Annotated in this window: 11 protein-coding genes; 6 read left to right on the top strand and 5 right to left on the bottom strand. The window is 68.8% G+C overall.

Annotated features, from left to right (window positions below):
- Positions 1–57 precede the first annotated feature (57 nt).
- The gene (locus AB4Y91_RS07195) at positions 58–477 is read left to right on the top strand and encodes a hypothetical protein (RefSeq protein WP_441417758.1); all 420 of its coding nucleotides are present in this window, start codon (positions 58–60) and stop codon (positions 475–477) included.
- 220 nt (positions 478–697) lie between these two features.
- Positions 698–1297 carry a DUF3043 domain-containing protein gene (locus AB4Y91_RS07190; RefSeq protein ID WP_175323623.1) on the top strand — a complete coding sequence of 200 codons (600 nt, stop codon included), beginning with the start codon at positions 698–700 and terminating at the stop codon, positions 1295–1297.
- A 111-nt stretch (positions 1298–1408) separates the two neighbouring features.
- Here AB4Y91_RS07190 and AB4Y91_RS07185 read toward each other — a convergent pair whose 3' ends face one another.
- Complete coding sequence (locus tag AB4Y91_RS07185) at positions 1409–2482, bottom strand: quinone-dependent dihydroorotate dehydrogenase (RefSeq protein ID WP_441417757.1); 1074 nt, start codon at positions 2480–2482, stop codon at positions 1409–1411.
- Positions 2483–2560: 78 nt separating this feature from the next.
- Between AB4Y91_RS07185 and AB4Y91_RS07180 the strand changes: the two genes are divergently transcribed.
- From AB4Y91_RS07180 to AB4Y91_RS07170, 3 genes are read left to right on the top strand one after another with little or no spacing between them, the layout of a single operon-like run.
- Positions 2561–4255: an FAD-binding dehydrogenase gene (locus AB4Y91_RS07180; protein ID WP_441417756.1), complete on the top strand. Its 1695-nt coding sequence runs from the start codon at positions 2561–2563 to the stop codon at positions 4253–4255.
- A gap of 21 nt (positions 4256–4276) precedes the next feature.
- Complete coding sequence (locus AB4Y91_RS07175; protein WP_441417755.1) at positions 4277–5263, top strand: alpha/beta hydrolase; 987 nt, start codon at positions 4277–4279, stop codon at positions 5261–5263.
- The gene (locus AB4Y91_RS07170) at positions 5260–6285 is read left to right on the top strand and encodes an alpha/beta hydrolase (RefSeq protein WP_441417754.1); all 1026 of its coding nucleotides are present in this window, start codon (positions 5260–5262) and stop codon (positions 6283–6285) included. The genes AB4Y91_RS07175 and AB4Y91_RS07170 overlap by 4 nt, the downstream gene beginning before the upstream one ends.
- A 73-nt stretch (positions 6286–6358) precedes the next feature.
- Here AB4Y91_RS07170 and AB4Y91_RS07165 read toward each other — a convergent pair whose 3' ends face one another.
- From AB4Y91_RS07165 to leuA, 3 genes are all read right to left on the bottom strand, one after another.
- Positions 6359–7204: an isoprenyl transferase gene (locus tag AB4Y91_RS07165; protein WP_441417753.1), complete on the bottom strand. Its 846-nt coding sequence runs from the start codon at positions 7202–7204 to the stop codon at positions 6359–6361.
- A 2-nt stretch (positions 7205–7206) separates the two neighbouring features.
- Positions 7207–7962, bottom strand: coding sequence for a DNA repair protein RecO (gene recO / locus AB4Y91_RS07160; RefSeq protein WP_441417752.1), 756 nt, complete (start codon positions 7960–7962; stop codon positions 7207–7209).
- A 97-nt stretch (positions 7963–8059) separates the two neighbouring features.
- On the bottom strand, positions 8060–9799 hold the full coding sequence (leuA, locus tag AB4Y91_RS07155) for a 2-isopropylmalate synthase (protein ID WP_441417751.1): 1740 nt from the start codon (positions 9797–9799) through the stop codon (positions 8060–8062).
- 252 nt (positions 9800–10051) lie between these two features.
- Here leuA and AB4Y91_RS07150 point away from each other — a divergent pair, with 252 nt between their 5' ends.
- Positions 10052–12004, top strand: coding sequence for a M13 family metallopeptidase (locus tag AB4Y91_RS07150; protein WP_441417750.1), 1953 nt, complete (start codon positions 10052–10054; stop codon positions 12002–12004).
- Between the two features lie 111 nt (positions 12005–12115).
- Here AB4Y91_RS07150 and AB4Y91_RS07145 read toward each other — a convergent pair whose 3' ends face one another.
- Positions 12116–13702: an LCP family protein gene (locus AB4Y91_RS07145; protein WP_441417749.1), complete on the bottom strand. Its 1587-nt coding sequence runs from the start codon at positions 13700–13702 to the stop codon at positions 12116–12118.
- Positions 13703–13771 lie beyond the last annotated feature (69 nt).

Genomic DNA, 13771 nt, shown 5'->3' with positions numbered 1-13771 from the left:
CACGCCCAGGCCCAGCTCCTCCCCCAGCACCCGGGTCACCGCGGAGTAGGCGGCGACGTGGGCCAGGATCCCTGCCTTGTCATCCGCGGCGCCGCGGCCGTAGAGGCGGCCGTCGCGTTCGACGGCGGTGAACGGCTCGGTCTCCCAGAGCCCGAGGTCGCCGGTCGGCTGGACGTCGTGGTGGGCGTAGAGCAGGATGGTGGGCTTGCCGGCTGCGGCGGGGCGGCGTGCGACGACGGCCGGCCCGCCCGGGGTTCCATCCTCCTTGTCGCAGCGCAGGATCCGGACGTCCTCGAAGCCGCTGCCGCGGACCAGTTCGGCGACGGCGTCGGCGCTGGCATTCAGCGGAGCAGGATCGAAGCTGGGCCAGGCGATGCCCGGGATCGCCACGAGCGCCTTCAACTGCTCGACGGTGGCGTCAAAGGACTCGGTAACGGCCTGACGGAGGGCGGCGGCATCGATGGAGCCGACGGCTGAGGGCTGCGGGGTCCCCGCGGGTGATGAAGTCATGGCCAAAACACTACCCGTGTCCGGCATCACGACAAATGCGCCACGGCGCTCCCGCGGCGGCTCTGCAGCGGCCCGGGAGACGTTTCCCCCGGCGCTGATACCGGCGCGATTTACGGCTGGGATCACCGCCGCCCCGGCCCGGTGTGGGCTGGGTCTCGGGCTAGCCGCCGCAGGGTATTCTGTAGGGGTGTTTGGACGTAAAAAGGAAGCGCCCCTGGCGCAGGACGTAGTTGACCAGCAGGTGGCCGAGGCAGCAGCCCGGGACGCCGCCATCGGCAAGGGCGCACCCACGCCCAAGCGGAGCGCCCAGGTGGCTGCCCGCAAGCGCCCCTTGGTTCCGGAGGACCGCAAGGCCTCCCGGGCGGCCGAGCGCACGGCGATCGCGGACCAGCGCCTCAAGATGCGCCAGGCCATGGATACCGGTGACGAGAAGTTCCTGCCGCTGCGTGACAAGGGCCCGCAGAAGCGCTTCGCCCGCGACTACGTGGACGCCCGTTTCAGCCTTGGCGAATACCTGATGTTCGGCGCCCTGGTCTTCGTGATCATCTCCCTGCTGGTCCCGGCGAGCAGCGAACAGATGATCTACGTCCTCGGCGGTTTCTGGGTCATGTTCCTTGCCGTCTTCGTGGACGTCTTCATCCTGTCCCGGAAGCTCAAGAAGCGTCTGGCCGAGAAGTTCGGCGAGGTGGAGCGGGGTACCGTCTGGTACGGCTCCATGCGATCCCTGCAGTTCCGCCGCCTCCGCCTTCCCAAGCCCCAGGTCAAGCGCGGCGACTTCCCCGCCTGAATCCGGCCATCGAAAAGCCCCCGGCAGTTGGACTGCCGGGGGCTTTCGCGTTTCCGGAATCCGCGCGGGCGTGCTGGGTGGGAGCCCGCCCTGGCGGCGGGAGACCGCCGGTTAGCGGCGGGCCGGCCGCTTCGCCAGCTCGCGGTTGATCTTCGCCGCCCAGAAGGGACCTTCGTATAGGAACGCAGTGTAGCCCTGCACCAGGGTGGCGCCGGCCTCAAGCCGGTCCCGGACGTCCTGTGCGGTCTCGACCCCGCCGACCGAAACCAGCGTGATGGCCCCGCCGGTCGCGGCCTTGAGCCGGGCCAGGACTTCCAGTGATCGCTTCCGGAGCGGGGCACCGGAGAGGCCCCCGGCGCCGCACGCCTCAATCTGTTCCGGGCTGGAGACCAGTCCGGCGCGGGCGATGGTGGTGTTGGTGGCGATGATGCCGTCCAGCTTCAGGTCCAGCGCCAGCCTGGCGACGTCGTCGATGTCCTCGTCGCTGAGATCCGGGGCGATCTTCACCAGCAGAGGCACGTGCCGGCCGGCCGCGTTGTCCGCGGCCTCCCCCACCGCGGCCAGCAGCGGGCGCAGGGTGCTGACATCCTGCAGCAACCGCAGGCCCGGGGTGTTCGGGGAACTGACGTTGACCACCAGGTAGTCGGCGGCCGGGGCCAGGCTGCGGGCACTGATCAGGTAGTCCTCCACGGCATCCTCAAGCTCCACCACCTTGCTCTTGCCGATGTTCACACCGATCACCGGGCGGACCCCGGGATAGCGGCGCTGCAGGGCAGCCCGGGCGGAACGGAGCCTGGGCGCCACGGCCGCGGCACCGTCGTTGTTGAAGCCCATCCGGTTGATCACGGCGCGGTCCTCGATCAGGCGGAACAGCCGCGGCGCCGGGTTGCCCGGCTGGGCCTGCCCGGTGATGGTGCCCACTTCGATGTGCCCGAAGCCAAGGTCGGTCAGCGCTTCGATCCCGTGGCCCTCCTTGTCGAAACCCGCGGCCAGCCCAAAGGGCGAGGGGAAGGTCAAGCCGAATGCCTCGGTCCGCAGCGCTGCGGACGGCGCCGTGAACCGTTGCAGCACGCGGCCGGCGCCGCAGCGGTTGGCCAGCCGGATGCCTAGGAAACCGATCTTGTGGGCGCGCTCGGCGTCCATCCAGGAGAAGGCGAGCCGGAAGAAGGTGGGATATACGCGCATACCCCTAGTTTTCCGGTTCCGGCCGCGCAAACCAAAATGCCGGGCAAACCGTACCCCCGCGGGCGCTAGCATGAAGCCATGACCAGCGAGGGTGCAGTCCACAGCAGCGTGCCGGCGACGCCCGGCACCCGGATCGAGGCCGACGTCGTCGTTGTCGGGGCAGGCCTCGCCGGCCTGGTGGCCGCGGCGGAAGCGTACGCGGCTGGCCGCCGGGTGGCTGTCCTGGACCAGGAGCCGGAGGCTTCGGCCGGCGGGCAGGCGCACTGGTCCTTTGGCGGCCTGTTCCTGGTCAACACCCCGGAGCAGCGCCGGCTGGGCGTCCGGGACAGTGCCGAGCTGGCCCTCGCCGACTGGCTGTCTTCCGCCGCCTTCGACCGCCCCGAAGACGCCCTCGCCCGGGAGTGGGCCGAGGCCTACGTGAACTTCGCGGCGGGTGAGAAGCGCGCCTGGCTCGCCTCGCTCGGCGTCCGGCTCTTTCCGCTCGTGCAGTGGGCCGAGCGCGGCGGCTACGGCCCGGACGGCCACGGCAACACGGTGCCGCGCTTCCACGTCGCCTGGGGCACCGGCCCGGCACTGGTCGCGCCCTTCCTCGCCAAACTCCGCGAGGGCGTGGCTGCAGGGCGCGTCTCCTTCCACTTCCGGCACCGCGCCACCGAGTTGACGACGACGGCGGGCCGGCTCAGCGGCGTGCACGGCGAGATCCTGGAGGCCAGCAGCGCTGCGCGGGGCGAGCAGTCCTCCCGCATCGCCGCCGGCGCGTTCGAGGCCTCCGCCGGAACCGTCATCGTCACCAGCGGCGGCATCGGCGGCAACCACGGCGCGGTCCGGCGGCAGTGGCCCGGCGGCGGCGCCCCGGCGTCCATGCTGAGCGGCGTGCCGGCCTCGGTGGACGGCGACTTCCTGGTCGCTGTGGACCGTGCCGGCGGCCGGCTGATCAACGGCGACCGGATGTGGCACTACCCGGAAGGCATCCAGAACCACACCCCGGTCTGGCCGCAGCACGGCATCCGGATCCTGCCCGGGCCCTCGGCGCTCTGGCTCGACGCCACCGGCAAGATGCTCCCGGCACCGCTGTTCCCCGGCTTCGACTCGCTCGGCGCGCTGCGGCACATCCTCGGAACCGGGCACACCCACTCGTGGTTCGTGTTGAACAAGACCATCGCGCTGAAGGAGTTCGCGCTCTCCGGCTCGGAGCAGAACCCGGACCTGACCGGGAAGGACGTGCGCCTGCTCGCCGCCCGGCTGAAACCTTCCGCGGACAGTCCGCTGCAGCGGTTCCTGGACCGGGGCGTGGATTTCCTGCAGGCAGGCACTCCGACGGAGCTTGCCGCGAAAATGAACGGGCTCACCGGGACCCCGCTCATCGACGCCGCCGGGCTGGACCGGCTGGTCCGGTCCCGGGACCGGCAGTTCGCGAGCGGGCTGGGCAAGGACCCGCAGCTTGCCGCGATCCGCGCCGCCCGCCGCTTCACCACCGACAGGATCATGCGGGTGGCCCCTCCGCACCGGATGCTGGACCCCCGGCACGGGCCCCTGCTGGCGGTGCGCCTCTCCGTCCTGACCCGCAAAAGCCTCGGCGGGATCCAGACCGACCTGCAATCCCGGGTCCTGGACGCCGCCGGCCGGCCGGTCGCCGGACTCTACGCGGCCGGCGAGGCGGCTGGCTTCGGCGGTGGCGGCATCCACGGGTACCGCGCCCTGGAAGGGACCTTCCTGGGCGGGTGCCTGTTCTCTGGCCGCGTGGCAGGCCGCGCCGCGGCCTCGGCCCTGTAGCCGGCAGAGCGGGAGGATCCGATGGACTGGCAGACCGACATCCTGGGTGAGGACTTCGCGGCGTGCGCTTTCAAGGCGGCCGGCCCGGACGGGGTCGAACGCACGGCCACCCTGGTCCGGCACATCCCTTCGACCGGAGCCGGCAAGGCTCCCCGGCGGGCCGTCCTCTTCCTGCACGGCTGGAGCGACTACTTCTTCAACGAGGAGCTCGCCGAGTTCTGGACCGGCCACGGCTTCGGGTTCTTCGCACTGGACATGCACAACCACGGCCGAAGCCTGCAGCACGGTGCGCACGGCGGCTACGTCGCCGACCTTGCCGACTACGACGCCGAGATCACGGCGGCGATCGGCATCATCGAATCCCTGGCCCCCATGGGGTCCCCTCCCCCGCGGGTCACCTTGATGGGACACTCCACCGGCGGGCTCATCGCGGCGCTCTGGGTGAGCCGGCATCCGGGCCGCGCCGCCCAACTGGTCCTCGACAGCCCGTGGCTGGAAATGCATGGCAGCCCGGCGGTCCGCCGCGCCGCGCGGACCATGCTGGAGCCGCTGGCCCGGTTCCGGCCCGAATCCGTGATCCGGCTTCCCGAGCGCGCCTTCTACTGGCGCAGCATCAGCAGCGCCGCCGAGGGCGAATGGGTGCTGGATGACAACTACCGCCCGCCCCGGGCCTTCCCGGTGCGGGCGGGCTGGCTCAGCGCCGTGCTGGCCGGCCAGTCCCAGGTGGCCCGGGGGCTGAACATCGACGTTCCCATCCTCGTGATGATCTCCGGGGCCAGCGCCAACGGAATGTTCTGGAAGGAGTCCATGCGGCGCACCGACGCCGTTCTGGATGTCAACACCATTGCCCTGCGCGCCCTGAGCCTGGGCCGCACCGTGACCCTGGAACGGATCGACGGTGCCCTGCACGACGTCTTCCTCTCGGCGCCGCGGGTCCGCGCGGACGCGTATGCGCGGCTCGCCCGCTGGATCCGCGCCTACGTGCTGGACGACGGCGGCCCCGCGTGAGGGGTCCAGCGCAGCCACCGCGGTGGCGCCGGGATGTACTGGGACACCGCTTCGAGTCCTTGGAGCTGGAACTGCCGCCGGACGATGAAGGACCCGTCGTCGCCACCCTCGTTCGCCATGCCAGCAACGGCGGTGCAGCGGCTGGCCCGCCGGACGCCCCCGGGACCCGGGCGCCGGAGAAAGTGGTCCTCTACCTGCACGGCTGGGCCGACTACTTCCTGCAGGCGGAACTCGCTGAGCAAATCGTGGCTGCTGGGTTCCACTTCTACGCCCTGGACCTGCGGAAGTTCGGGCGCAGCCTGCGCAGCTGGCAGACCCCCGGCTACACCACCGACCTGGCGGTCTATGACGAGGACCTCGCCGCTGCGCTTGCCGCCGTCACCGCCGATGTGGCCACCCGGACCGGCAGCGCCGGGCGGCCGACGGTCCACCTGCTCGCGCATTCCCTCGGCGGCCTCGTCGCGGCACTGTGGGCTGACCGGAATCCGGGAGTACTGGGCACCCTGGTCCTGAACGCGCCCTGGCTGGAACTGCAGGGCAGCAGCCTGATCCGGAACATCGCCATGCAGTTGGTGGAACCACTGGCGCGCGCCGACCCGCGGCGGCCGTTGCTGCTGCCCAGCATGCCCGGCTACTGGGACAGCGTCAGCGGCTCAGCGCACGGCGAATGGGACGTGGATCCCGAGTGGCGGCCACGGGCGTCCTTCCCGATCCGTCCGGGTTGGACGAAGGCTGTCCTCGCCGGCCATGCGGCCGTGCAGCGGCGGCTGGACATCACCTCGCCGGTGCTGGTGATGCTTTCCGGGCGCACCCACGTCCAGGCCGAATGGAGCGACGTGCTGATGGACGTCGACGCCGTGATCGACGTCGAGGAAACTGCCCGCCGGGCGCTGGGGCTGGGCCGCAGGGCTGCCGTCTTCCGCTACCCGGGCGCCATCCACGACGTCTTTCTCTCCCGCCGCACGGTGCGGCAGGAGGCCTACGACGACCTCCTGCTCTGGCTGAGCCTCTACCCAGGCTGACTGCGCTGGAACGGGCCAGCGTGGCAGGCGGCGTGGCCGGCGACGTGGCTGGCCGCCGCGCCGGCTACCGGGGTCAGGCTGGGGTGACGGGGGCGGCGGCGTCCACCGCGCCGCCGTAGCGGCGGTCCCGCTGCGCGTAAATCTCCACGGCGTCCCAGAGGGTGCGGCGGTCCACATCCGGCCACAGCGTGTCCAGGAAGACGAATTCGGCGTAGGCCGACTGCCAGAGCATGAAGTTGGAGAGCCGCTGCTCACCCGAGCTGCGCAGGAACAGGTCGACGTCCGGCAGGTCCGGTTCGTCCAGGTACTTTTGGATGGTCCGTTCGGTGATAGCGCCTGGCCTGAGCCGGCCTGCGGCCACCTCCTCGGCGATGGCTGAGACTGCGTCGGTGATCTCCGCCCGGCCGCCGTAGTTAACACACATGTTCAAAGTGCAGGTGCTGTTGCCGCGGGTGAACTCCTCGGCCTCTTCTAGCTCCCGGATCACCGACCCCCAGAGTTTGGGCCGCCGGCCCGACCAGCGGATCCTCACGCCCCACTCATCCAGCTGGTTGCGCTGCCGTCGCAGCACATCCTTGTTAAATCCCATCAGGAAGCGGACTTCCTCGGGCGAACGGCGCCAGTTTTCGGTGGAGAATGCATAGACGCTGACGTGCTCAATGCCCAGTTCGATTGCCCCGGCCATGACGTCCAGCAGGGCCGGTTCCCCCGCCTTGTGGCCTTCGATCCGGGGCAGTCCACGCTGGTTCGCCCAGCGGCCGTTTCCGTCCATCACGATCGCGACGTGCCGGGGAATGAACTCGGCAGGGATGGCGGGCGGCACGGCACCGGAGGGATGCGGGTAGGGCGCCACCACTTCGGAGCTGCGCTGTCGGACGGGATTCTTCTTGCTGCCTGGAGTTTTCTTGCCTAGGGCCACGGTTAGGTTCGCTCCACATGTTTGAGGGATTTCAGGACACGTTCCAAATGCCACTGCAGGTAGCTCGCCACCAGGCCGGCGGCCTCCCGGCGGTGGATGGTTGCGGACGCATCTGCGGCCGTCCAGTTCCCGGTCAGCAGCGCACCCAGCAGCAGCACAGTCTCCGTAGCCGGCGCGGGTGAACCCGGTGGCCGGCACTCCCCGCAGACCATGCCGCCCAGCGGGGCGGAGAACGCGGTGTGCGGGCCCGGAGCGCCGCAGCGGGCGCATTCGGTGAAGCTGGGTGCCCAACCGCCGGTGGAGAGGGCGCGGAGCAGGTAGGAGTCCAGGATGAGTTCCGGGGCATGGTCGCCGCGGCTCAAGGAAGCCAGCGCCCCGACCAGCAGGTTGTACTGGGCGGTTCCCGCTTCGCCGTCGACGTCGGTGAGCTTTTCCGCGGTTTCGGTCATCGCGGCGGCGACGGTGTAGCGGCCGTAGTCGGCCGCGATACTGGAGCCGTAGGCGCCCTTGGCGACGGCCTGCGTGACCACGTCCAGGGTGCGGCCGGAGATGAGCTGGAGGTCCGCGACCATGAACGGCTCCAGCCTGGCGCCGAATCGGCTGCTGGTGCGGCGCACGCCCTTGGCGACCGCACGGACCTGCCCGTGGTGCTTGGTCAGCAGGGTGATGATGCGGTCCGCCTCGCCGAGCTTATGGGTGCGCAGGACCACGGCGTCGTCGCGGTACGCGCGGGCAGCAAAGGAGGAAGGTTGGGCCACAGTTAATCTTCGCACTGACTTTCGGGAATCTCCGCCATTGGGAAAACAGCACTGCGCCGCCGGAGACTCCGACGGCGCAGTGCTGTTCCCGAATGGCCTAGGCGCGGGCGTCCCGGATGGCGCGGTTGACGGCGGAGATGACGGCCTTGAGCGAGGCCATCGACGTGTTGGCGTCGATGCCGACGCCCCACAGCACCCGCTCCCCCACGGCGCATTCAACGTAGGCCGCGGCCTGGGCGCTGCCGCCCTCGGACAGGGCGTGCTCGCTGTAGTCCAGCACGCGGACGTCAACGCCGTCCTCGCGCAGGATGCTCAGCAGGGCCGCGATCGGTCCGTTGCCCACCCCGGTGCGCCGGAGCTGCTTGCCGTCCACCTTGAGAGCGGCGGTCAGCGTCATGGTGCCGTCCTCGTCGGACTCGGTGCTGACCGCGCCGAGCGCATAGCGGCCCCACTGGGCTTCGGCCGCGGCGGAAGGCAGGTATTCGTCCTGGAACAGCTGCCACAGCTGGGCGCCGCTGACTTCGCCGCCCACCATGTCGGTACGGCGCTGGATGACGCCGGAGAACTCGATCTGCGCGCGGCGCGGCAGGTCCAGGTTGTGCTCGTTCTTGAGCAGGTAGGCCACGCCGCCCTTGCCGGACTGCGAGTTGACCCGGATCACGGCTTCGTAGCTGCGGCCGAGGTCCTTCGGATCGACGGGCAGGTAGGGCACCTGCCAGGCGTAGTCCGCCACGTCCTTGCCGGCGGCTGCGGCGTCCTTCTCCAGGGCTTCCAGGCCCTTCTTGATGGCGTCCTGGTGCGAGCCGGAGAAGGCTGTGAAAACCAGGTCACCGCCGTAGGGTGAACGCTCCGCGACGGGCAGCTGGTTGCAGTACTCCACCGTGCGGCGGACGTCGTCGATGTCGGAGAAGTCGATCATCGGGTCGATGCCCTGGACGAACATGTTCAGGCCCAGCGTGACCAGGTCGACGTTGCCGGTACGTTCGCCGTTGCCGAACAGGCAGCCCTCGATCCGGTCGGCACCGGCCAGGTAGCCCAGCTCGGCCGCCGCGACGCCGGTACCGCGGTCGTTGTGCGGGTGCAGGGAGAGGATGATTCCTTCGCGCGGGTGCAGGTGCCGGCTCATCCATTCGATCGAATCGGCGTACACATTGGGGGTGGCCATCTCCACCGTGGCCGGCAGGTTGATGATCACCTGGCGGTCGGCGGATGCTTCGAAGACGTCGGCGACGGCGTTGCAGACGCGCACGGCGTAGGCGAGCTCGGTGCCCGTGAAGGACTCCGGGGAGTACTCGTAGGTGATGTGGGTGTCTTCGAGGGTTTCCTCGTACTTCTTGCACAGCCGGGCACCCTGCAGGGCGATGTCGAGGATTCCGTCCTCGTCCTGGTTGAACACGACGCGGCGCTGCAGGACCGACGTCGAATTGTAGAGGTGCACGATGGCCTGCTTGGCGCCGACCAGGGACTCGTAGGTCCGCTCGATCAGATGCTCGCGTGCCTGGGTCAGGACCTGGATCGTAACGTCGTCCGGGATGTGGTTGCCCTCGATCAGCTGGCGAACGAAGTCGAAGTCCGTCTGCGAGGCCGAAGGGAAGCCGACTTCGATCTCCTTATAGCCCATCCGGACCAGCAGATCGAACATCTTCATCTTGCGGGCCGGGCTCATCGGGTCGATCAGGGCCTGGTTGCCATCACGCAGGTCGACCGCGCACCAGCGCGGGGCCTTGGTGATGACCTTGTCGGGCCAGGTGCGGTCCGGCAGTTCGACCGTAATCAGGTCCTGGAACGGGACGTAGCGGTGGACCGGCATTCCTGAGGGCTGCTGTGCGTTTCGCATTACTATCGGGGCCTTTTCTGTGGTTCTTGGTGAAAGGGTGGCCGGGCAACACAAACTCCGCAGCGAGGTTTGGCCTTGCGCTAGATCGCGTCTGAGGCCCCGCCGCGGCAGCTAAGAAGGAGCAGTTCTGCGCGCACGTTTTCACAGTAACACGGGTGCGTAAGATGAAGGAGCCATACCTCCGTAACGTCCACCATGCAGACGCTGTGCCGGTCCCAAGCCCGGTTCAGCCTCCCACTCGAAGGAGCATCAGTGCCGCTATCCGGGATCGACAAGTCCACCATCGACGACGGCGTCCGCCCCCAGGACGACCTGTACCGGCATTTCAATGGCGGCTGGCTGAAGAAAACCGCCATTCCGGACGACCGGCCCCTGGAGGGAACGTTCACGGCGCTGCGCGACGGCTCGGAGCTGGCGGTCAAGGAGATCATCCTGGAGGCGGCCGGCCGCGGCGAGGCAGCCACCGGTATCGAACGCAAGATCGGCGACCTGTACAACAGCTTCATGGACGAGGCCGCCGCGGAGGCCAAAGGCGCGGAGCCGATCCGGGAGCGGCTGGCCGAGGTTTTCGCCACCGGCTCGGTGGCCGAACTGGTCCAGCTGTCCGGACGGCTCTTCCGCGCGGACGTCTCCGGACTGTTCTACATTTACCCGGCACCGGACGCGGGCAACCCGGACCGGATCCTGCTCTACACCGGCCAGGGCGGCCTGGGCCTGCCGGATGAGTCCTACTACCGCGAAGAGAAGTTCGCGCCGATGGTCCAGGCCTACCGTGAACATGTCCGCACCATGTTCGGGCTGGCCGGCGTAGCGGACGCGGAGGCAGCCGCGGCCCGGGTGGTGGACCTGGAGACGTCCCTCGCGTCCCATCACTGGGACAAGGTCACGCTGCGCAATCCGCAGAAGACGTACAACTTGAAATCAGCCGAGGAGGTCTCGCAGCTGTTCCCGCTGCTGTCCGCCTGGTTCGATGCCGCCGCCATCGTGCCGGAGAAGCGCTCCGAACTCGTCGTCAGCACGCCGGACTTCTTCGCGGGAGCCGCGGAACTGCTCCAGGCGGTGCCGCTGGCCACCTGGCAGGAATGGCTGGCCATGCGGGTGGTCAGCGCAGCGGCGCCGTATCTGTCCGCCGCGTTCGTGGACGCGAACTTCGCCTTTTACGGCACCACGCTCAGCGGCACGCCCCGCAACCGGGACCGCTGGAAGCGTGGCGTCGCCGTCGTCGAGGCCGCCCTGGGTGAGGCCGTCGGGCAGATCTACGTCGCCCGGCACTTCCCGGAAAGCCACAAGGCGCACATGCGTTCGCTGGTCGGCAACCTGATCGAGGCGTACCGCGAATCCATCACCGGCCTGGCGTGGATGGGCGAAGAGACCAAGCTGGAGGCGCTGAAGAAGCTGGATTCCTTCCGGGCCAAGATCGGCTACCCGGACAAATGGATCGACTACTCCGCCGTCGTGATCGACGAGGCGGACCTGCTGGGGAACGTGGAGCGCGCCCACAGCGCCGACGTCGACCGGCACCTGGACGAGGTGGGCAAGCCCGTGGACCGGGAGAAGTGGCTCATGACGCCGCAGACCGTGAACGCCTACTACCATCCGTTGCTGAACGAGATCGTGTTCCCGGCAGCCATCCTGCAGCCGCCGTTCTTCACCGCCGACGCCGACGACGCCGTGAATTACGGCGGCATCGGGGCCGTGATCGGCCACGAGATCGGCCACGGCTTCGATGACCAGGGCTCCCAGTACGACGGCAGCGGCCTGCTCCGGAACTGGTGGACCGAGGCCGACCGGACGGCCTTCGAGGCGCTGACCTCCAGGCTGGTGGCCCAGTTCGATGCCCTCTCCCCCGCGGAAGCCGAAGGCCACCACGTCAACGGCAGGCTGACGCTGGGCGAAAACATCGGCGATCTTGGCGGCCTGACCATCGCCTACAAGGCGTACCTGATCAGCCTCGGCGGCCAGGAGGCGCCGGTCCTGGACGGGCTGACCGGAGCCCAGCGCTTCTTCGCTTCCTGGGCGGCCAGCTGGCGGCAGGTGATCAGGAGCGAGGAAGCCATCCGGCGGCTCGCCACAGATCCGCACTCCCCCAACGAATTCCGCACCAACAACATCGCCCAGAACCTTGACGCCTTCCATGCGGCCTTCGAAACCGGCGAGCAGGACGGCATGTGGCTGGCGCCGGAGGAACGCGTCAGCATCTGGTAGCCAGCCTTCGGCGGCAACTGAGCCAACAGGGGCGGGCCGGTTTAAACCAACCCCCGGCCCGCCCCTGTTAACTTCGTTCGGCCGGCCCCCAGTTCGTGCCCCGTCCTCGTCCTAGGGGACAATCAGCTCCGGGTTCGCCTGCTGGCAGACGGTGTCACCGGCCGTCTGGTTGACGATGTCCGGCGGCAGCGATACCGGTGCATCCGCCTGCTTGGTGCCGCCCTTGTAATCGCTGCCCACATAGACCTGGACGCCGGTGACACCGGCCGCCGGGAGCACCTGCTTCGCCCGGATGCCCAGCAGTTTGGCGACGTCGGCTGCAACGTCGGCGAAATCTGCTCCGTAGTAGACGGCGGTGGCCGCCACTGACTGGGCGTCGAACTGGCTTGTCTGGGTGAAGCCGCCGGCCTTGAGGGCGGCCGCGAGTTCCTGGCCCCGAGCCGGGTTACCGGAACCGTTGGCCACGGCAATGGGCTGCAGCGTCTTGTCGTAGGCCGGGGCGGCCGGGGCCTTGCTGGCCGTCGGCGTGGCACTTGCCGACGCGCTGGCGGAAGCATCGGGGGTGGCCGCAGGCTTGGCCGTCGGGTCGGTCAGGTCGATGTCCTTGCGCATCGCCGCAAACAGCTCGGAGGCTGCGGGTTCCGCCAGTTGGAGGCGGTTCGAGTCGGACACCGCCGGCTCGGTCGGGGCGGCAACGAACGCCACCTTGCCGACGTCGATGTTCTTCAGCCGGTTCCCCACCGTCAACAGCGTCGGTACGGAGGCCAGGCCGTCGTCGATGGTCAGGTTCTTGGTAATGGCGTCCGCAATGCCGAGCATCCGGGCCGGGTTGGTCAGGGTCCCGTCGTCCTTGATCTTGCGGACCAGCGAGGACAGGAAGCCCTGCTGCGCCTTGATCCGGCCGAGGTCACTGCCGTCGCCGAAGGCATGGCGGGTACGAACGAACGAGAGAGCCTGCTCGCCCTTGACCTTGGACGTGCCCTTGGGAAGCCGGAGCCCGGAGTCCGGGTCGAAGACCGCGTCGCTGATGCAGACATCCACACCGCCGACGGCGTTGGAGAGTTCCTTGACGGCATTGAAGTCCGCCATCATGAAGTGGTCGATCTCCAGGCCGGTGAGCTTGTTGACGGTGTCCACGGCACAGCCGATGCCCGCTTCGGACATCGCCGAATTGATCATGACGCCTGTCTGGGCGGGATACTGCTTGTTGGACTTCGGGTCCTTGCACTTAGGGGTGTCCACCAGCAGGTCGCGCGGGAAACTAACGACGCTGACGCGCTTGTTGTCCGCCGAGATGTCCATCAGCATCATGACATCCGAGTGGCCGTAGCCGGAGGAATCGTCCTTGGAGCCGTACTGCGAGTTCTTGCCGTCGCGGGTGTCCGTGCCCAGGATCAGGATCTGCATTCGCCCGGTGGCATCGTCGGGCGCGCCCTCCGTCCGGCTGTTGCCGGCGCCGAGGGCCTGCGTGCTGATGTTGCCCTGCAACCGGATGAGCCAGTAAGCCCCGAACGCAATGACCCCCACGAGCAGCACGGAGACAACGATCGTGGTGGCCTTCAGCCAGCCGGGGATATGCCGGGCGGCGCCAAGATGGCGCGCCGGGCCGACGGAAGGATCTTCCGCGTGCCGAGCAGCCGCATGGGACCGAACCGGGGGGCCGGTTCCGTCTGCACGGTTATCACGGGGTAGAACCACGGGTGGAGCCTTCCTTTGCGAACGGGAGTTTCCCTATTTTAGTGGCCGAAACTGGGAAAATCCCGATGG

It is taken from the genome of Arthrobacter sp. YAF16, assembly GCF_052113385.1.
Lineage (GTDB): Bacteria > Actinomycetota > Actinomycetes > Actinomycetales > Micrococcaceae > Arthrobacter.
This window is presented reverse-complemented; position numbering and strand designations above follow the sequence as displayed.

Bases quoted from the DNA above. Each gene is read 5' to 3' on its own strand.
- AB4Y91_RS07185 (WP_441417757.1), bottom strand. From the start codon at position 2,482: ATGCGCGTATATCCCACCTTCTTCCGGCTCGCCTTCTCCTGGATGGAC.
- AB4Y91_RS07180 (WP_441417756.1), top strand. From the start codon at position 2,561: ATGACCAGCGAGGGTGCAGTCCACAGCAGCGTGCCGGCGACGCCCGGC.
- AB4Y91_RS07175 (WP_441417755.1), top strand. From the start codon at position 4,277: ATGGACTGGCAGACCGACATCCTGGGTGAGGACTTCGCGGCGTGCGCT.
- leuA (WP_441417751.1), bottom strand. From the start codon at position 9,799: ATGCGAAACGCACAGCAGCCCTCAGGAATGCCGGTCCACCGCTACGTC.